Origin of the sequence: Synechococcus sp. BL107, from assembly GCF_000153805.1 — a bacterium.
In the GTDB taxonomy this organism is placed as follows: domain Bacteria; phylum Cyanobacteriota; class Cyanobacteriia; order PCC-6307; family Cyanobiaceae; genus Parasynechococcus.
On sequence record NZ_DS022298.1, the window covers coordinates 287,468 to 306,775 of the forward strand.

The 19,308-nt window shown below is 56.9% G+C and carries 18 protein-coding genes and 1 tRNA gene; 8 read left to right on the forward strand and 11 right to left on the reverse strand.

All coding sequences use genetic code 11. The features are described 5' to 3' along the window. Positions 1-3: 3 nt before the first annotated feature. The 5 genes from BL107_RS01380 to psbZ all read right to left on the reverse strand — a co-directional run bounded on the left by BL107_RS01380 (position 4) and on the right by psbZ (position 2,941). A complete protein-coding gene (locus BL107_RS01380; RefSeq protein WP_232193093.1) occupies positions 4-696 on the reverse strand; it encodes a hypothetical protein in 693 nt (230 codons plus the stop codon). Beyond that, complete coding sequence (locus tag BL107_RS01385) at positions 653-1,867, reverse strand: HlyD family secretion protein (protein ID WP_037987874.1); 1,215 nt, start codon at positions 1,865-1,867, stop codon at positions 653-655. The genes BL107_RS01380 and BL107_RS01385 overlap by 44 nt, the downstream gene beginning before the upstream one ends. 259 nt (positions 1,868-2,126) lie before the next feature. Further along, positions 2,127-2,198 (reverse strand) — tRNA-Gly (locus BL107_RS01390). Positions 2,199-2,259: 61 nt separating this feature from the next. Then, positions 2,260-2,745 carry a 6,7-dimethyl-8-ribityllumazine synthase gene (gene ribH, locus BL107_RS01395; protein WP_009788468.1) on the reverse strand — a complete coding sequence of 162 codons (486 nt, stop codon included), beginning with the start codon at positions 2,743-2,745 and terminating at the stop codon, positions 2,260-2,262. A 7-nt stretch (positions 2,746-2,752) separates the two neighbouring features. Continuing rightward, on the reverse strand, positions 2,753-2,941 hold the full coding sequence (gene psbZ / locus BL107_RS01400) for a photosystem II reaction center protein PsbZ (protein ID WP_009788469.1): 189 nt from the start codon (positions 2,939-2,941) through the stop codon (positions 2,753-2,755). Positions 2,942-3,012: 71 nt separating this feature from the next. On the opposite strand from psbZ, the gene BL107_RS12010 reads away from it, so the two are divergent. Continuing rightward, on the forward strand, positions 3,013-3,822 hold the full coding sequence (locus tag BL107_RS12010) for a glycosyltransferase (RefSeq protein WP_009788470.1): 810 nt from the start codon (positions 3,013-3,015) through the stop codon (positions 3,820-3,822). Between the two features lie 5 nt (positions 3,823-3,827). Further along, positions 3,828-4,448, forward strand: coding sequence for a sulfotransferase (locus BL107_RS01410; protein WP_009788471.1), 621 nt, complete (start codon positions 3,828-3,830; stop codon positions 4,446-4,448). On the opposite strand, the gene BL107_RS01415 is transcribed toward BL107_RS01410, so the two are convergent. After that, on the reverse strand, positions 4,430-5,275 hold the full coding sequence (locus BL107_RS01415) for a glycosyltransferase (RefSeq protein WP_009788472.1): 846 nt from the start codon (positions 5,273-5,275) through the stop codon (positions 4,430-4,432). The two genes, BL107_RS01410 and BL107_RS01415, sit on opposite strands and share 19 nt — an antisense overlap. On the opposite strand from BL107_RS01415, the gene mutS reads away from it, so the two are divergent. Continuing rightward, positions 5,270-8,053 (forward strand): DNA mismatch repair protein MutS, encoded by a 2,784-nt coding sequence (gene mutS, locus BL107_RS01420; protein WP_009788473.1) that lies wholly within the window; start codon positions 5,270-5,272, stop codon positions 8,051-8,053. The genes BL107_RS01415 and mutS overlap by 6 nt on opposite strands. A 112-nt stretch (positions 8,054-8,165) precedes the next feature. Beyond that, the gene (locus BL107_RS01425; RefSeq protein WP_037988653.1) at positions 8,166-8,621 is read left to right on the forward strand and encodes a GNAT family N-acetyltransferase; all 456 of its coding nucleotides are present in this window, start codon (positions 8,166-8,168) and stop codon (positions 8,619-8,621) included. Positions 8,622-8,631: 10 nt separating this feature from the next. Here BL107_RS01425 and uvrB read toward each other — a convergent pair whose 3' ends face one another. From uvrB to BL107_RS01440, 3 genes are all read right to left on the reverse strand, one after another. After that, on the reverse strand, positions 8,632-10,671 hold the full coding sequence (gene uvrB / locus BL107_RS01430; protein WP_009788475.1) for an excinuclease ABC subunit UvrB: 2,040 nt from the start codon (positions 10,669-10,671) through the stop codon (positions 8,632-8,634). A gap of 71 nt (positions 10,672-10,742) precedes the next feature. Next, positions 10,743-11,153, reverse strand: coding sequence for a phage holin family protein (locus tag BL107_RS01435; protein ID WP_009788476.1), 411 nt, complete (start codon positions 11,151-11,153; stop codon positions 10,743-10,745). A 38-nt stretch (positions 11,154-11,191) separates the two neighbouring features. Beyond that, the gene (locus BL107_RS01440) at positions 11,192-11,950 is read right to left on the reverse strand and encodes a DUF561 domain-containing protein (protein ID WP_009788477.1); all 759 of its coding nucleotides are present in this window, start codon (positions 11,948-11,950) and stop codon (positions 11,192-11,194) included. Positions 11,951-11,983: 33 nt separating this feature from the next. On the opposite strand from BL107_RS01440, the gene tilS reads away from it, so the two are divergent. Beyond that, complete coding sequence (gene tilS / locus BL107_RS01445; RefSeq protein ID WP_009788478.1) at positions 11,984-12,997, forward strand: tRNA lysidine(34) synthetase TilS; 1,014 nt, start codon at positions 11,984-11,986, stop codon at positions 12,995-12,997. Here tilS and BL107_RS01450 read toward each other — a convergent pair. Beyond that, a complete protein-coding gene (locus BL107_RS01450) occupies positions 12,945-13,592 on the reverse strand; it encodes a precorrin-8X methylmutase (protein WP_037988654.1) in 648 nt (215 codons plus the stop codon). The genes tilS and BL107_RS01450 overlap by 53 nt on opposite strands. A gap of 9 nt (positions 13,593-13,601) precedes the next feature. On the opposite strand from BL107_RS01450, the gene holA reads away from it, so the two are divergent. The 3 genes from holA to BL107_RS01465 are packed head-to-tail and all read left to right on the forward strand — an operon-like array spanning position 13,602 to position 17,231. Continuing rightward, on the forward strand, positions 13,602-14,567 hold the full coding sequence (gene holA / locus BL107_RS01455; protein ID WP_009788480.1) for a DNA polymerase III subunit delta: 966 nt from the start codon (positions 13,602-13,604) through the stop codon (positions 14,565-14,567). Positions 14,568-14,612: 45 nt separating this feature from the next. After that, positions 14,613-16,418, forward strand: a complete 1,806-nt coding sequence (locus tag BL107_RS01460) for an aspartate kinase (RefSeq protein ID WP_009788481.1) — start codon at positions 14,613-14,615, stop codon at positions 16,416-16,418. A 36-nt stretch (positions 16,419-16,454) separates the two neighbouring features. After that, complete coding sequence (locus tag BL107_RS01465) at positions 16,455-17,231, forward strand: hypothetical protein (protein ID WP_009788482.1); 777 nt, start codon at positions 16,455-16,457, stop codon at positions 17,229-17,231. Here the strand turns inward: BL107_RS01465 and BL107_RS01470 are convergent. Then, complete coding sequence (locus tag BL107_RS01470; protein ID WP_009788483.1) at positions 17,217-19,289, reverse strand: ribonuclease J; 2,073 nt, start codon at positions 19,287-19,289, stop codon at positions 17,217-17,219. The genes BL107_RS01465 and BL107_RS01470 overlap by 15 nt on opposite strands. Positions 19,290-19,308: the final 19 nt, after the last annotated feature.

Here is a 19,308-nt window from a genome sequence, read left to right on the forward strand (position 1 = left end):
AATTTAATCTTTTATAGATTTTAAATGATCGTAGAGATAATCTGACATGCCGTTCAACCACAAGTCAAATTGACGCTGCAAGATTCGTTGATCAAGGGCAGGACTACGAACACAAGGAATAAAATCAATCAACTGCAAAATTGCAAACATATTCCCTACAGAAAGAGGCTTTGTTGTTTGACCCACTTTCAATTTTTTTAAAAAGATTTGTATTCCTGAGGGAAATTCTTCCATATTCTGCAATTCAAAAGCTCCACCCTTGAACCGTTCGCTACCTTCACCATACAACATAGATAACTGCTCAAAAGTAGACTCTCCCATGCTTAATCGATGGTAGAGCTCAAAGGCGAGACCTTGATTTGAGACCCGAATTAATCTACATGAAGCCTGATCTAAACTATCTTTACACTCTAAAAACAATTGATCGAGACGATGTCCCCAGAACTCTCTAGCCCATAACAAGTGACCCTGATTGGAAGGATATTTTTGATTAATTCTTTGTCTAATAAACAATCTCAGAAAGGTTTTAAGCATATCCACATCGTCAAGTAGATGGTGACACGGAAAAATTTGTTCCAGAATAATTTGATTACATTCATTGTCAATCCATTCTGCTGGGGTAGGGTCTAAGATAAAATTAGAATCCATTACATTACTGTTGTCGAATACTTTGGACGCTATCAGCTTGATCGACAAGCATGTCACTAAGAAGACTTATAACTCGTTTATCTCGCAATTTTAAATTAGTAGTAATGGACATTCCTGATTTCAAAGGAACTTTCATCGAATTGGAAATTAAATATGAATTTGAAAGCCTAAGCTTTACTGGGAAACGATAAAAATTCTGTTCAGTTTTGGGTTCTAGTGCATCAGCAGCGATTTGACTCACTGTAGCTGCGATATCGCCATATCTTGTAAAGGGAAATGCATCAACACGTACTTTAGCTTCTTGTCCAACTTTGATATAGCCAATATCGTTGTTAGGAACATATACTTCAGCGTATAGGCCTTTCTGAGGAACAATAGAAACAATTCTTTCGCCAGCAGACATCACACCATCTGCGCTTGCTTGAGGGTCAAACACAATGCCTGATACTGGGGCATTGACGTTTTGGTACTGAAGTTGTAACTCAGCGGCTTTTAGTCTTGTTTCCATCTCATTAATAGATTTTGTAGAGCTTAACTGAATCTGCTCAACTTGATTATTTAATTGGTTTTGTTGTTCTAAGAGCTCACCTAATTGATTCTCAAGCTGAAAGAGTTCATCTTTTTGTTCTAAATACTGAAGACGTTGAAACCCCCCTTCTTCTACAAGGGTCTCCATTTGCTTCAGAATCATTGATTTAGTTTTAATGCGTCTTTTAAGAACTTCTACTCTGCTTAACAACATTGCCTCCTGGCTATTAATAGTAGAGACTTGAGACTTCAATTCTTTTTTCTCAATAGCAATAACTCGTACAAGCATTTCTTGTTCTTGTTTAGCTTGACGCGTATCAAAGCGAAGTAGCAATTGGCCTTTCTGAACGTTATCTCCATCGTTAAATAAAACTTCAGCTACCTTTCCGCCAGCTGGTGTTTTCACTTCGATAGTTCCACCAATAGATTTTAATTGGCCTTGAACAGTGACGACTTCGTCAATTCTAAAAAAGATACCAACTAATAGAGCTGTACCTCCGAGTGCCAGCATAAGCGCTGTAAGCCCTTGAGCCCAAGCTGGAGTTTGTCGAAGTACTAAAGATCTATTTCGAGCTAACCATTTATTCGCTGCATCACCGACTTGCTGCTTGACAGTGAGCTTAGATCGAACATTTGAATCATCTGCAGATGATTGAGAAGTATTTTCGGTGATTAGGGGCTTCTTCTCCATTGCTTAACCACAGCTTGGCAATATCATACTTTGCTTTAAAACGAAAGCCAAGTATTGAAAGAACCTAAATATAGGATTCACTATAAAGCATCGAGGCTTGGAAGTACAATAAAATCCATCTCGAGGAGCAACTAGGTGATGCTCTCTTCGCAAAATAAACATATTTACGCTTGTGAAACCTTGTCGATAATTACAGATTGAAGAATGCTCATTTAATTCGTACAAAAATGATTCCTAGCGAATTAATAAAAATAAATAAAGCGGATGAAGAGATTCGAACTCTCGACCCTCTCCTTGGCAAGGAGATGCTCTACCACTGAGCTACATCCGCAATCGCATGAACCCTTGGGTTCCTGTCGCTAAGCCAGCATGCACCACCAAGGTGCCTGAGGTCAATCCAAAGGCGGCAATGCAGCCATCAATGAACCCATTTCCAACGCCTCCAAGCCATAGGACCAGCCCAGATTGCTTTTAATACCAGCCCGCTCCAAGGCCTGTTGCATGGTGTCTGTGGTGAGCACGCCAAAGATCACAGGAATGCTGGTGTCGCGAGCAACCGCAGCGATGCCTTTACTGGCCTCCCCCACCACGACATCGAAGTGGGGTGTATCACCGCGAATGACCGCACCAAGAGTGATCACCACTTGATAGCGACCGCTTCGAGCCAGCTGCTGGCAAACCAGGGGGAGCTCAAAAGAGCCAGGCACCCAAGCCACATCGAGTTGGGAACTTGTGGACGATGTATCAACGCCATGGCGAGCCAAGCAATCAAGGCATCCGCTCAGCAACTTGGCTGTAACGAGATCATTGAAGCGGGCTACCACTACTGCGATGCGAAGACCTGCTGTATTGGTAAAACGACCTTCGAAAGTTGCCATATGGGTTTTAAACGACGAAGAAGCTGACACCCCAGTTGAGTAGAACCAGAGCAACCCAGGCTGCACTACCCAAAAGAATAAGGCGATTGGAGCGACCGCTGTCTTCGTTCGAAGCAAACAGCACTGGCACTGCGACGATCAACGCGAAAGAAACCACCACAAGGGCCAGAACGGTGAGAGTGTTAAGGAACTGCATGGATCGGCGGGACGTTTGATAATTGTCACACGAAGAGACGATCCCCTGGTGGAAGAGAGACCAGCCGTCATATGAGCAAGCAGCCCAAGGTGAGCTTTCTAATCCCCGCCAAGAACAGGCCCCACGAACTGAAAGCAGCGCTAGGGAGCTGCCTTGCACAAAGCTTTGAGGATTGGGAAGCACTTGTGGTGGATGACCACAGCGATTCCAGCGACCTTGCTTCCGTAGTGAACGCGTTTCAAGATGATCGGCTGAGATTTCACCGATTGGACGACCTCAACCGTGGGGTATCAAGCGCGCGCAATCAGGCCATTGCCATGGCCCAGAGTGACCGTTTCATCACCCTCGATAGCGACGACCTCAACCATCCCCACCGGGCTGCACGCTGCTTTCAGCTGCTCAATCCCAGCAACCCAGCACTGATTTACACACGCGTGCGTTTGTTCAGCAGTGCTCGACCTGAAGGACGACCCAAACCTGTTCTTCAACCCTTCTCATCCGCACTCTTTGAGATGGTGAATTTCATCACCAACCCTGGGACTGCTTTTACCCGCAAGGCATTTGAGGCCGCAGGCGAAGGATTCCGTCCGGACTTAACCATGGCTGAGGACTATGACCTGTATCTCCGAATGGCACGCACTGGAGTGAATATCCAAGCGGTGGACGAAGAGCACGTGAGTTACCGCAAGCACGCCCAAGCAACGACAGCCAACCGCGATGCAGACCTACATGCAGCGATCATGCGCGTGCGTGCACTCAATAAAGTCACTCCATTTCCCCTCGAGGCCATCCGTGCCCATGCTCTACCTGAGCTAAGCAGCAATCTGCTGAATGATGCCGCGCAGCGTGCGCTCTGGACCGATGACCGCTGGACAACCTGAAACCGATGTCCTCAACGCCTCGCCTCTTTCTGATCGGTTTCAACAAATGTGGAACCACCTCCTTCCACGACTATTTCAAAGCCAACAAAATTTCTTCAGTGCACTGGCGCGCCAACACCCTCGCCCTTGCCCTGCACAAAAACAAAGCAGAAGGCTTACCGCTGCTCACAGGGGTCGAGCAATGGACGGCTTACACCGACATGATTTGCATCCCAGGATCCCCTTGGGGCGAAAGCAACAGCACGAACGCACCGCTGATTGAAGGCTGCCGCTGGTTCAAGGCCTTGCATCGCGGTTACCCCGATGCACTCTTCATCCTCAACACCCGAGATCCATTCCATTGGGTGCGGTCTCGGCTAAAGCACGACGAGGGAAAATTTGCCGAGGCTTATCTGAAAGCCTTAGCCCCCCAGGGGGTCCGCAACCGTCGACAGTTGAAACAACGCTGGCTGCACGACTGGTATGAACACCACGCGGAGGTGATGACTTACTTCCAAACCCATGCCCCCACACAACTTCTGGTGTTTCACATCAGCGAAAGCTCAGAACGACAGCTCAACCGTTTCCTCATGCCTCATTTCGACATCGAGGCGGGACACTTTCCCCATCACCACAAATCGGCATAAAGCGGTAGCTGGGGCAAAGACACCTGTTGAGACAAGCCCTGCTGCAACATCAACCAATAGCGATCCGGTTTCTCCAACCGTTCGGGCGGCAGACGATCTGGAATGGCACCGGCGGAGAGATGCACGATGGCCTTCTTGTCTCGAACATCTGGCAGGCAATAGGCCATGGGATTACTGGCGACGTCGTGCCATGGAGAGCTGCTTTGGCGTGCACGCATCCAGCTCAAGACGTTGTATTGACCCGGGAGGAACTGAACCTGCCCTGACAACAGGGCATTTAAAGAGCACTGTTCACGAAAGCGGCATAGAGCTTCATGCTGCAGGTAGTAGTCGACCACCTGCTCCGGGAGCAGCACCTCATTGAGCGAAACGCTGTCAAACAGCAGGATGCCTGCATTGAAGTAGTGATACGGCCCCTCCAATCCGAGCACCAAGGTTCGATCAGGCATTGGCCGGCCATGGGAACAGGCGGCCAATGGAGTGGTTCCGCCGAGCGGAAGTTGCTCCAAAGTCTCCAAGCCCGCAACACAGAGCGTGTCGGCATCGACGTAGAGATATCGGCCCGGCTCACGCTGTTGGAGAGCTTCGATGCAGAAGAAATAGGGCTGCAGATCAGCCGGCAAACGGTGCAAGGCCGACTCAGTGGCGATCCTCTGATGGCGACAAGGACACTCAAAAGAAGCAGCAATTCCCTCCAGCTGGTGCATGCGCTGGTCTGCTGGTGTCACCAACACCACGGAGCTGAAGCGGTGGTGCAACAAATAGGAGGTCAACGCCACTGCGGCCAGCGGCTCAAAGCCCTGATCAAGGGCTAGCAACAGATGCATGCAAGCGACGACAACCCCCGTATTCTCGGACCAATCGCAAACATGCCCTTGGCCAAACAGGATCCCCTGACCCTGCAGGGCAGCTTGTTTGGCGCGCCGGAACTTGCAGAGCATTCAGCCCAGAACGAACCGCCAAAGCGGAAACAAACCGATGCGGACATCAACAATCAAGACCTCACCGATCAAGACCTGAGCGACGACGCTCTAGCGCGCCCTCGCCGTAAGACCAGCAGCTCAAAACCATCTGCAGAGCTGACTCAAGACGATGAAATTGATAAAACCAAGCCCGAAGACAACAGCACCGACGTACCAGCCTGGGCCCACCACAGCCAATTGGAGCCAGAGCAGCTCACGCCAGTGCTGCGCCACTACGTAGAACTGAAGATGGCACACCCGGAACGGGTGCTGCTGTATCGGCTGGGCGACTTTTTTGAATGCTTCTTTGAAGACGCAATCACCCTGTCGAGGGAGCTGGAGCTCACCCTCACTGGGAAAGATGCAGGCAAAGCGATCGGGCGCGTGCCGATGGCCGGCATTCCCCATCACGCCGCCGAGCGCTACTGCAGCGATTTGATTCGCCTCGGGCATTCCGTGGCCCTCTGCGATCAGCTCGAAACCACCCCGGCCAAAGGCGCCCTGCTGAAGCGGGGCATCACCCGCGTGCTCACCCCCGGCACGGTGCTCGAAGAAGGCATGCTCAGTGCCCGACGCAACAACTGGCTTGCCGCGGTGGTGGTGGAGCCGGCTAACAAACACCAACCCTTCCGCTGGGGACTCGCCCAGGCTGATGTGAGCACCGGCGATGTGCAGGTGTTGCAGCGGGAGGGCAGTGATGGCCTTCATCAACACCTGGCGCAACTGCAGGCCTCCGAACTGCTTTGGAGTGGCGACGATCCAGCGCCGGCCTGGTGCCCGGATCGTGTCGGACTCACGCCGATGAGCAGCACACCCTTCAGCCGCCCCGAAGCGGAAGCTGCGTTGCTGGAGCATTACAACTTGGCGAGCCTCGATGGAATCGGCCTACCGGACGTACCGCTCGCCCTGCAGGCAATCGGGGGATTACTTCAATACGTCGGCGACACCCAACCGCTTGAGGACAACGCCTGGGTTCCCCTGGACGTGCCCGCCATCGTGCACAGCGGAGACACGCTGGTGCTGGATGCCCAAACCCGCCGCAATCTGGAACTCACCTCCACCCAGCGGGATGGACTACTGCAAGGGTCGTTGCTCTGGGCCATCGACCGCACCCTCACCGCCATGGGCGGCCGTTGCCTACGCCGCTGGATCGAAGCCCCACTGATGGATCGTGCTGCGATCCAGCAACGCCAAACCGTGGTGAGCAGCCTTGTGAAGAAAAGGCCCCTGCGCCAAATGCTGCGCCGACTGCTACGCCCCATGGGGGATCTCGAACGATTGGCAGGACGCGCTGGAGCTGGCCATGCCGGCGCCCGCGATCTGGTCGCCATCGCCGATGGGCTGGAACGAATTCCAAAACTGGCCGGTCAACTCAAAGGCCAGCTCACAGATGGGCCTGCATGGCTCAACGCGCTGTTTGATCCGCAACCACAGCTGCAGGACCTCGCCGCAAGCGTGAGTCACACCCTTATGGAGGCGCCGCCGCTCTCTCTCAGTGAAGGGGGTCTGATTCACGACGGCGTCGACCCCTTGCTGGACGGCCTCCGCAACCAACTCGATGACCAAGACGCCTGGCTCGCTCAACAGGAACAACAGGAGCGACAGATGAGCGGGATCAGCACCCTGAGGCTGCAACACCACCGCACCTTCGGCTACTTCCTCGCCGTGAGCAAAGCCAAGGCAGCAACGGTGCCAGACCACTGGATCCGACGACAAACGTTGGCTAACGAAGAACGCTTCATCACCCCCGATCTGAAAGAGCGGGAGGGACGCATTTTCCAATTGCGCTCCCGTGCCTGCCAACGCGAGTACGAGCTGTTCGTGCAACTGCGGGAGCAGGTGGGAGCCATGGCCACGTCCATCCGTGAAGCCGCCAGAGCCGTGGCCGGCCTCGATGCCCTCGCTGGCCTGGCGGACGTGGCCGCCACAAGCAACTTTGCTGCGCCCGAACTCACCAACAGCCGTGAGCTGACTCTCTCGGCAGCTCGGCATCCCGTGGTGGAACAGCTCCTCGTAGAAACCCCCTTTACCCCAAACGATGTAGCCCTGGGGAATGGCACCGATTTAGTCGTGCTCACTGGGCCGAATGCCAGTGGCAAAAGCTGTTATCTACGCCAAATCGGTCTAATCCAACTGCTGGCTCAAATCGGCAGCTGGGTGCCCGCCAGACAAGCGCGCGTCGGCATTGCTGATCGCATCTTCACCCGGGTTGGCGCCGTCGATGATCTTGCCGCTGGCCAATCCACCTTCATGGTGGAGATGGCTGAAACCGCCAACATCCTGCATCACGCCACAGAACGCTCCTTAGTGCTGCTCGATGAGATCGGCCGGGGTACCGCCACCTTCGATGGCCTCTCGATCGCTTGGGCCGTGAGTGAGCATCTCGCCGGTGATCTACAAAGCCGCAGCGTGTTTGCCACGCACTATCACGAGCTCAATGCCTTGGCTGGTGAACGCGAAAATGTGGCCAATTTTCAAGTCTTGGTGGAAGAAACCGGAGACGACCTGCTGTTCTTGCACCAAGTGCACCCCGGTGGCGCCAGCCGCAGCTATGGCATAGAAGCGGCACGACTTGCAGGAGTACCGGTTGCAGTGGTGCAGCGGGCCCGGCAGGTGCTCGATCAACTCGGGGCTGAGGCCTGAGCAAGCAGAGAATCTCAACTCACCACAACGCCATCAAACCATCGGTTTTCAAACGGCATTGGCCACTTGAAACCTCTCTAGGGGCAAGATGAAAGACCCTGGAGATCGGCACGTGCCCCCAATCCGGTTGGTTCACCACGCACCAGGTGCCCCCGGCCTGCGTTTCCTTGGACTAGGACCAAATTTCATCCCAGCCCGCGCTCTGCTCAAACTGCAGCGTTTGTTCGATCGCCATGCCGTCTGGGCCCGCGGCAGAAGCTTCGCTCAGTTGCGCAGACTGCTATCGGGTAGTGATGCGGTGGTGAGCCTCTGGCGTGGAAAGCGACTCGTCGGCTTCGGGCGAGCCACCTCAGACGGCTTCAGCCGGGCCGTGCTTTGGGACATTGTCGTGGCCGGTGATCTGCACGGTCATGGCCTCGGGCGCCGCGTCGTTCTTGAGCTGCTTCATGCCCCGGCCGTGGTGGGCGTCGAGCGCGTGTATTTAATGACCACCCACAGTGCAGGCTTCTACCGCCAACTGGGCTTCAAGGATGCGGACCCACAGCAGTTAATGCTGCTTCGTCACTGAACGCCGAAAATCAACGACTTCCCGCCATCTTTTGGCGCAGCTGCTTCACCCGATCGCGCAGGTTGGCTGCCTCTTCAAAGTCGAGCTTCTTGGCAGCATCTTTCATCTTGCTTTCGAGTTGATCGATCAGCTCCGGCAAGGCCTCGAGCGCCAAGCCCGCATCGGCGTCGTTCTCCAAGGCGCGAACCGCTTTTCCTGCCACCTCCACAAGATCGGCATCGGGGCCGTCTTGCTTCAACTTCCTGGATAGTTCTAAGAAGCTCAAAATTGAGTTACTCGCCTTCTTCCCTGCAGCCGTGGGCACGATGTTGTGCTCCTCGTTGTAAGTCTGCTGGATCTTGCGCCGTTTCTCGGTGACATCAATCGCCTTGAGCATCGAATCGGTCATGTTTTCGGCGTAGAGCAGCGCCTTTCCCTCCACATGGCGCGCCGCCCGACCAATCGTCTGAATCAGGGAACGCTCCGCCCGCAGGAAGCCCTCCTTATCGGCATCCAAAATTGCCACCAACGACACCTCGGGGAGATCCAAGCCCTCCCGCAGCAGGTTCACCCCCACCAGCACGTCGTATTCGCCGAGCCGCAAATCTTGGATGATCTCGATGCGCTCAATCGAGTGAATCTCGGAGTGGAGATAGCGAACACGGGTTCCGTTCTCGGCCAAATAATCGGTGAGATCTTCTGCCATCCGCTTGGTGAGGGTGGTCACCAACACCCGCTGATTCTTGGCAGCACGATCCCGAATTTCGCCCAATAAATCATCCACCTGGCCGGTGGTGGGGCGCACCTCAATCAACGGATCCAGCACCCCAGTGGGACGTATCACCTGTTGCGCCACTTGACCGGTGCTCACCTCCAATTCCCAATTGCCTGGCGTTGCACTCACAAACACTGTTTGGCGGGCTTTCTCCCAAAACTCTGCGCCCTTCAACGGCCGGTTATCGGCGGCACTGGGCAAACGAAAGCCGTGGTCGACCAACACCTTTTTTCGGGCCTGATCGCCGTTGTACATCGCCTGCAATTGCGAACAGGTGACGTGGCTTTCATCCACGATCAACAGCCAATCATCGGGGAAGTAATCAATCAGGCATTCGGGCGGTGTGCCCGCCTCTCGACCCGCCAGATGCCGGGCGTAGTTCTCCACGCCATTGCAATAGCCAACCTGGTCGAGCATCTCCAGGTCGTATTTGGTGCGCTGCTCAAGCCGCTGCGCCTCGAGCAACTTGCCTTCACCATTCAAAAAATCAAGCCGATCTCTCAGTTCCGTCCGAATCGCCTTGATCGCATCATCCAGGCGATCTTTCGGCGTCACGAAGTGCTTCGCCGGGTAGATGTTCACCTCTTCGAGGCTTTGCAATATTTCCCCGGTAGTGGGGTCGACGTAGCGGATTGCCTCCACCTCATCGCCAAACAATTCAATGCGCACCAACCGGTCGTCGTAGGCGGGGCCGATCTCCAGCACATCCCCCTTCATCCGAAAGCGGCCCCGGGCTATTTCGGTGTCGTTGCGGCTGTACTGGTTGTTCACCAGCTCCCGCAGCTGGCCGCGAATGTTGAGGGTGGCACCCACCTCAAATTTCACCGCCGCCTTGAGGTATTCACTCGGAATCCCCAGGCCATAAATGCAACTAATCGAGGCAACCACGATCACATCGCGTCGCTCAAATAAGGAGCGGGTGGCGGAGTGACGCAGCATGTCGATCTCTTCGTTGATCGACGCGGTTTTGGCGATATAGGTATCGCTAACCGGAACGTAGGCCTCCGGTTGGTAGTAGTCGTAGTACGAAATGAAGTACTCAACGGCGTTCTCGGGGAAGAACTCCCGCAGCTCATTGCAAAGCTGAGCCGCCAATGTCTTGTTATGGGCCAACACCAGGGCTGGTCGCCCGGTCTGGGCGATCACGTTGGCCATCGTGAAGGTTTTGCCCGTGCCCGTCGCGCCAAGCAGGGTCTGATAGCGCTCGCCACCATTCACCCCATCCACCAGTTGGGTGATCGCCGTGGGTTGGTCCCCTTTCGGGGAATAGGGCGCCGTGAGATCGAAGGCGGGCATGAACGGGCGAGCCTTAATGCCGGCTGGTCAGGTTAAAGCCACCAACAGGGGCATGGTGGTTCAAACGACCCTCAGGCCAGCGCTGCCCGGATCAGCTCCACATCCCCCAAACCGAGCAAACGAATGAACACGGTGCTCAACACGCCGTAGGCGACGGCCCCCAACACAGCACTGGACAGGCCATTTTTCAGACGGAACCCATCAATCAACGCCGCCGCCAGGCTGAACAAGATCACCGTGATCAGCCAATTGAACAGCCAGCTCACCGGCGCCAGCAATCCGCCCAGGCTGGCCACAGCCCACGGCAACGCCAACAGCAGCTTTAACGGAACGATCAGCAGGGTCCCCAACAAGCCAATCAGCGCTGCAGAGCCGAGGGCCGTTGAAAAACTTGAAAGTTCCACCCCCAATGGCATCGCCGCCACAAGGAGAAGCACCAAGGCCCGAACCGGCCACTGCAACAGCCAGCCAATCGGACCCATGGAGCTCCTTCAACCGTTGAAGCCAGGCTAGGCGCGGTTTAGACGCTGACCCGCACGGAAGAACTGAGGGCTTCCCGCAAGCCCCGCACCACGGCCACCATCGCCAGCTCATCGTTGAGGCGGTTCACCGCAGACCCAACACCAACACCAGCGGCACCGGCAGCGATCGCCATCGGCACCGTGATGGCGGAGAGCCCTGAAGCGCACAGCACTGGCACTGTCGACACACGACTGATGCTGTGGGCTGCGGCCAAGGTGGGAGCCGCCTTTTCGATCAGGCCAAGGCTGCCGGCACTGAACGGCTTAGCGCTGGTACCGCCTTCGGTCTGAATCAGATCCGCACCGGCCGCTACCAAATCGATCGCCAGCTGCTCTTGTTCGTCCATTGGCAGCACGTGGGGCACAGTGACACTCAGAACCACCTCAGGAAGAAGTGAACGGGTGCGACGGGTGAGCTCGAGCACCTCCGCTGCACCAAAAATCCGGCCCTCGGGATAGAACGCATCGAAGTTGCCGATCTCCACCATTGCAGCACCTGCCTCAACAGCTGCGGGGAAGAGTTCAGGCTCCACCGATGACACACAAACCGGCACACCACCGGACGCTTCGATGGCCAAGGCAACCAAGGCAGGATCACAGGCCACATCGATGAGGTCGGCCCCGCCATGGCCGGCAGCACCCGCCACACGACCGATGCTGGCGGCATCAAAATTCATCAGGCCGGCGATCACCTTGAGGGTCGATCGCTGCTCGAGGCTGCGCTGTAGAGCGACGGGCAGTTGCTGAAGACGGGACATGGGACTGGACAGCGATGCCCTAATTCTCACACCGTGGAGGAAAGTCGCCTCCAATTGTTGTCCTGGACCCCCTGGCATCACCGGCTGCACCAACGGCTGCTCACATCCCCAGACCTGCTCCCCCAGGGCAAAACACTGGTGGTCGCGGTGTCGGGTGGCCAAGATTCGATGGCGTTATTGGGCCTGCTGCGGGATCTGACGGCAGTGCACCACTGGACATTGGTGCTGTGGCACGGCGACCACCATTGGCATCCACACTCCAGCCAAATCGCCTCAGCGCTGAAACAGTGGTGTGACGACCAAGGCCTAGCGCTGCAGGTCGAGACTGCCCCAGAGGAGCTGCCCCAAACGGAAGCCGATGCACGCAGCTGGCGCTACCGCTGCCTCACGCAGCTGACCAACGCCAACGGAGCGGATGCGGTGACCGGTCACACCGCCAGCGATCGGGCGGAGACCCTGCTTCTGCAGGCCAGCCGCGGCAGTGATTTGGCCGGCCTCGGCAGCCTGCGCGCGGTGCGACCCCTTCAAGCCCATGCTCCGGAGGAAGCCCAGCTGCGCCGTCCACTCTTGGGTTTCAGCCGCAGCGAAACAGTTCAAATTTGCAGCGATCTACAGCTGCCGATCTGGAACGACCCTGGCAACCAATCCACGGATTTCGCCCGCAACCGAATCCGCCACGAGGTGATGCCTGTGCTGGAGGAGCTCAACCCCGGCTGCAGCCGTCGCCTCGCCGACCTTGCTGAACGAATGTCCCAACTGCGGGACACACAACAAAATCTGGCGGCTTTAGCCCTCACAACGCTGCAAAGCAACGAAGGACTGGATCGCAAAGCCCTGGGGCTGTTGCCCCAGCCGACGCGACGGCAACTGTTGGCCCAATGGCTGAATCAGCAAGGCGTTCCTGGACTGGATGCACCAACCCTGGAACAGCTAAGCCATCGGCTTCGTCAAGCAGCCCCAGCTGGCGAAGCCCACCTTCCGAAAGGCTGGATCCTTAGCTGGCAGGGCTCTGATCTGATCCTGCAGCCGCCCGCAGCAGGGCATTAACGGCCGCAGCCACGAGTCCTGCACCGCCACGGGTGCCCTCCAGCCGAATCTGCGCCAAATCACTGTGAGCCAGATGGCGCTTGCTCTCAGGCACCCCAACAAACCCCACTGGCATGCCAATCACGAGGCTGGGCCTTGGTGAACCTTCCTCCACTTGCTTGAGCAACACCTCCAATGCTGTGGGAGCACTGCCAATCAGCACCAAAGGGGCAGGTTGCACAGCAGCGAGCTCCTGCCAGGCCAACCACAGCCCTGCCGCCGTTCGCGTCGACCCTGACGGAGCAAAGGATGGGGCCCACTCGAGCACCGTGCGCACGGAAGCGCCCAACGTGCGCTGCGCCATCGGCCGAATCGCCGCGGCCGCCATCTCCGTATCCGTAAGAATCACCGCACCAGCTTGCAAAGCCGACAAGCCAGCCTCACAGGCGCCCTCACTAAAGCGCAGCAACTCAGCAATGGAGGGATCTCCACTGCTATGCACAAGGCGCTCCAACACCTCCTGCTCCAACGGCTGCAACCCGGTGTCTCCCAGCAACGCGCGAATCCTGCGGATGCTTTCGGTAAAAATCGGGTGGTCTTGGGCCATCCCGGCCATCATCGACCCATGCCGATCCATTTGATCTGGGGAGATGACGCCGCAGCGCGGGATCGGGCCATCGATGGCTTGATCCAGAGCCGCGTGGATCCCAGCTGGAGCAGCCTCAACCTCAGCCGCCTCGATGGCGCCGAAACGGGCCAAGCCATCCAGGCGCTGGAAGAAGCACGAACCCCGCCTTTCGCCACAGGAGAACGCTTGGTGCTGCTGCAGCGCAGCCCCTTTTGCAACGGCTGCCCAAGCGAACTCGCCGACCGCTTCGAAGCCGCCCTTGAGCTGATTCCCGATAGCAGTCATCTCGTGCTGGTGAATCCCAGCAAGCCGGATGGACGGCTGAGAACCACGAAAACGCTGCAAAAGCGGATCAAACAAGGTCTGGACTTGGAGCAAAGCTTCCCCTTACCAACGGCTTGGGATGGGGCTGGGCAACGGCAGCTGGTGCAACGCACCGCAGACGCTTTATCGCTCACGGTGAAACCAGACGCCATTGATGCCCTGGTGGAAGCGATCGGCACCGACAGCGCCCGATTGGAATCAGAGCTGCGGAAACTCTCCCTGCGCACCACCACAATCACCGCCGCCCTCGTGACGGAACTCGTGGGGGGGCGAGCCACCAATGCCCTTGCGGTGGGTGATGCCCTTCTAGATGGCAATGCGGGTGAAGCGATTGCCCGCTGGGATGCCCTGATCGAAGCGGGGGAGCCGGCCCTCCGCATCGTGGCCACCCTCACCGGCCAGATCCGAGGCTGGCTTTGGGTGAGCCTGCTCGAGCAACAGGGCGAACGCGATGTGGCCGTGATTGCCAAAGCTGCCGGCATTGGCAATCCCAAACGGATCTATGTGATGCGGAAGCAGCTGCAAGGCCGCCCACCCAAACGGTTTTTATCGCTGCTGGGACGACTTTTAGAGGTGGAGGCGCTACTCAAGCGGGGTGCCCTTCCGGGCAATGCCTTTCGAGACGGACTGCTGGGCTAATAGCCGCCACAGTGAGACAATCCCCTGCTGTTAGAGACCGCTGAAATGGCCCTGCTGGTGCAGAAATTTGGCGGCACCTCCGTCGGCAGTGTCGAACGCATCCAGGCTGTGGCTCAGCGGATTGCCCGTTGCCGCGAAAACGGAGATGACGTGGTGGTTGTGGTGTCCGCCATGGGACACACCACCGATGAGCTCACTGGGCTGGCGAACGCCTTAAACGCCTCTCCCGCTCAGAGGGAAATGGACATGTTGCTAGCCAGCGGTGAGCAGGTGTCTAGCGCTCTGCTCGCCATGGCTCTCCACAGCGAAGGTGTCGCTGCGGTATCGATGACGGGGCCTCAAGTGGGCATCGCCACGGAATCCACCCATGGCCGAGCCCGCATTCTTGAAATCCGAACCGATCGAATCCGCAACCGCCTTAGCGAAGGGAAAGTGGCGGTGGTCGCCGGCTTTCAAGGCACCAGCACCAGCAGTGATGGCATTCATGAAATCACCACCTTGGGCCGAGGCGGATCCGACACCTCAGCTGTTGCTTTAGCCGCAGCCCTGGGTGCCGATGCCTGCGAGATTTTCACCGATGTGCCCGGTGTCCTGAGCACGGATCCACGCAAAGTTGCGGATGCCCAGCTGATGGACAGCATCAGCTGTGATGAAATGCTCGAACTCGCCAGCTTGGGCGCCTCGGTGTTGCACCCTCGCGCTGTGGAGATCGCTCGAAACTACGGCGTGAATCTCGTGGTGCGATCCAGTTGGAGTGATGCTGCCGGCACCCGACTCACCAGCCGCACGGCTCGCCCGATTGGCCATGGCGGTCTGGAACTCGGAAGCCCCGTGGACGGGGTTGAGCAGGTGGATGGTCAAGCGATTTTGGCGCTGTCGCAAATACCCGATCAACCCGGCATTGCCGCCCGCCTGTTCGAAACCCTTTCGGATGCTGGGATCAATGTGGATCTGATCATTCAGGCCACCCATGAAGGCACCAGCAACGACATCACCTTCACCGTGAACGAGCCAGACTTGAACCAGGCCCGTGAGGTGACGCAAATCGTCCTCAACAGCCTGGGGGGTGAACTCTCCTCAGAGGGCGGCCTCACCAAACTGAGCATTCGTGGCGCCGGGATCATGGGGCGCCCCGGCATTGCAGCAAGCCTGTTCAATTGCCTATGCCAGCAAGGGATCAACCTGCGCCTGATTGCCACCAGCGAAGTGAAGGTGAGCTGCGTGATTGCATCCAGCTCTGGACGCAAGGCTTTGCAAGCCGTACGTGAGGCCTTTGAAGTGGAGGACTCGCAGGTCGCCATCAATCCCCCCTTGAGCGGCGAAAACGAACCCGAAGTTCGCGGTGTTGCCCTCGATCGCGATCAAGTGCAACTGTCCGTACGTCACGTCCCCGATCGCCCTGGTACCGCTGCTGCCCTCTGTTCTTCATTGGCCGACAACGGCATCAGCATCGATGCGATTGTCCAATCGGAACGTCAACACGCCGATGGCTCCCGCGACATCAGCTTCATCCTGCGCAAAGAAGACCGTGCCCGGGCTGACGTTGCTCTCGCTCCCCTGCTCGCCCAATGGCCTGGCGCTGCTTTAGAGGACGGCGATGCGATTGCACGGGTGAGTGCTGTTGGTGCTGGGATGCGTGCAACCGCCGGCACCGCAGGACGGATGTTTCGGGCCCTCGCCGACGCTCAGATCAACATTGGCCTCATCGCCACCAGTGAAATCCGCACGAGCTGTGTGGTGGCAGAAGACAATGGCGTCAAAGCCCTGCAAGTGGTCCATGCCTGCTTCGGGCTGGGTGGAGACAAACGGCATCAAGCGCAGGGCACAGCCTCACCGCTTGAAAAGACCTAAGGCCCGATTACAAAGGAGAACCATCAACGTTCCGACTTGAACGGCGATTTCCAGCAGACCTACCAAGCGGCAGAGCGCGCCTACGGCGGGGAAGATTACGAAACGGCGCATCACCTTGCCAGCGGTCTCCTCAAGCAATTGGAAGCTGAGATGAAAGCTGACGACGAGCTAGTCCGCGATGCAGTGCTCGGTTGGCAGGCCTTTGTGACCCTTCTGCTCGGCCACATCGAACTGCATGGCCGACAACGACCTGATCAGGCAGCGGAGTATTACCAGCTCACCCTGGACTGCCAGCCCCAAGACACCCTGGCGGACTTGGCAAGACAGGGCCTCCAACGCAGTGAGAGCGCTCAACAAGAGTCTTTCAACACCAACGTTGACGAGCTCGGGGCGTCACCCCCAACCACTGACGAATCCTTCGCGGGATCGTTGCCATCAATGCTGCAAGATCCCTTTCTCAACAACGCTGCGCCCGCAACAACCCCTGGCCCAAGCCAATCCACGGCCATGCCATGGCTCACCGAGAACAGCTCCCTTCCACAAGCCAGGGAAACGCCTGCGCCTGCGCCAAAGCGCATGGCTAAGCCAGTTCACTCGAAACCGGAACTCTCAGAGCCGGTAACGACTCCAAACGACGAGCCACATCATCAGGAGCAACCTTTGCCTTTGCTCATCGCCGAAGAAAGTGTTGAAAGAGCCTGGTTAAGGGTCTCCATCACGACCGACAAAACAAGGGTTGACTCAATCCCCATGGATCAAGCCAAACCCTCATCACGATTGAAGCGTTTATGGCAGGGCCTAAGCCGCAGCTGAACGACGGCGGCGAGTGCGTCCAGCCGGCATCTCTTGCTCAGGCTCAGCTGTTTTCTCTACCTTTGCTGCCACCTTCGTGGCCACAGCGGTCGTGGCAGCAGGCGCAGCTACAGCAACAGCGGGTGTTGCAACAGCCGTGGATGTTGCGACATCCGACGAGATGACGACAGACGCCGTTTTAGAAGGCGCGGCCACTGAGCTGCCATTCGCACGCACCGGTGCCGGTGGAGCACCATTGCGACGGACAACACCACGACCTGCACCACCACCGCGGTTACGGGAGGCAGGACGATCATCCGGCTCTGCATCGGCACGGCCCTTGTACTTAGGAGTTCCACCGGGGGCTGGTTGAACCAAGCACAGGATCAAGGGCTCCACCTGCAGTTCGCGACGCATGCGACGGCCGAGGCCCACCTCGACCTCGCGTTGAACACCCATCCAATCCACTTCAGGGGCCTTATCGCCGGTATTGCGAGAGAGCTGTTTCCAACGATTTTCCAGCACCCAGGTGATTTCTCGCTCAGTCCACAGCGACATCTTGCGGGCATCCGCCGTTGTGACCACACCGCGCAGGTTCACCCGGGGCGGTGCCACCATCGCGCCATCGGTACTGATCGCAGACAAAATCGTGACAACGCCGTCTTCTGCCAACTGCTGACGTTCCTTCAGAACGCGGGCATCAACGATGCCGTTGCGGGATTGATCGAGCAGTTCGATACCAGCTTTCACCGGATCTCCCTTTCTCAGGGATTCAGGGGTGAGTTCGACCACATCGCCGTTCTCAATAATCAAAGTGTTATTGACGGGCACTCCCATGGAATGGCCTGTTTTGGAGTGCTGCACAAGCATCCGGTGCTCCCCATGGACGGGAACAAAGAACTTGGGCTTGGTGAGAGCGAGCATCAGCTTTTGGTCTTCCTGGAAGCCGTGGCCAGACACATGAATGCCTTCGCCCTTGCCATAAACAACCTTGGCGCCAAGCATCATCAGCTTGTCGATCGTGTTCACCACAGAGATGGTGTTCCCAGGGATCGGGCTAGCAGAGAAAATGATCGTGTCGGTGGTTTTCACCTTCACTTGCGGATGATCACCACGCGAAATCCGGCTTAGAGCAGCAAGGGGCTCACCCTGGCTACCGGTCATCAGCAACAACGTTTCACGATCAGGCACATCATTGATTTGCTTGATCGGTACAAACAGCTCATCGGGCGCCCGCATGTAGCCCAATTCGCGGGCTTTAGCGATCACATTGAGCATGGAACGGCCCAATAGTCCGACCTTCCGGCCATTTTTCATCGCCAGCTCAAGAATCATCGACACACGATGAATCGAGCTCGCGAAGGTGGTGACGATCACCCGACCATCGGCATTGGCAATGTGACGGTCGAGGTTGGGAAACACCGAGCGTTCTGGAGGACAGAAACCAGGCACCTCGGCATTGGTGGAATCACTGAACAGGCAGAGAACACCCTTTTCGCCGTAATGGGCGAGGCGAGCCATATCAAAGTGCTCACCATCCACCGGCGTGTGGTCGAACTTGAAATCACCGGTGAAGATCACCGTGCCCACCGGTGTGGTGATCGCCAGCGAAAAGCTGTCGGCCATCGAGTGGGTGTTACGGATGAACTCAACAGAGAAATGCTGCCCCACCTTCACCACATCGCGGGGAGCGACGGTCTGCAGCGTGGTGCGGTCGGTGACGCCCGCCTCATCCATCTTTCCGGTGAGCATCGAAAGGGCCAGTCGGGGCCCATAGATCACGGGGATGTTGAAGTGCTTGAGGTGGTGGGCAATCCCACCGATGTGGTCTTCATGGCCATGGGTGACGATCATGCCGCGAATGCGTTTCTGGTTCTCACGCAGAAAGCTGGTGTCGGGCAGAACCACGTTCACCCCATGCATTCCATCACTGGGGAATGCCAATCCGGCATCCACCAGCATCAGGTCGTCGCCGTACTCGAACACACAGGTGTTCTTGCCGATCTCATGCAGACCCCCCAGGGGGATGACCCGTAGGCAGGGCTCTTGTTCTTTGCCGGATCTCGCGTTGTAAGCCATGAAAAAACGTAAGTGGAAA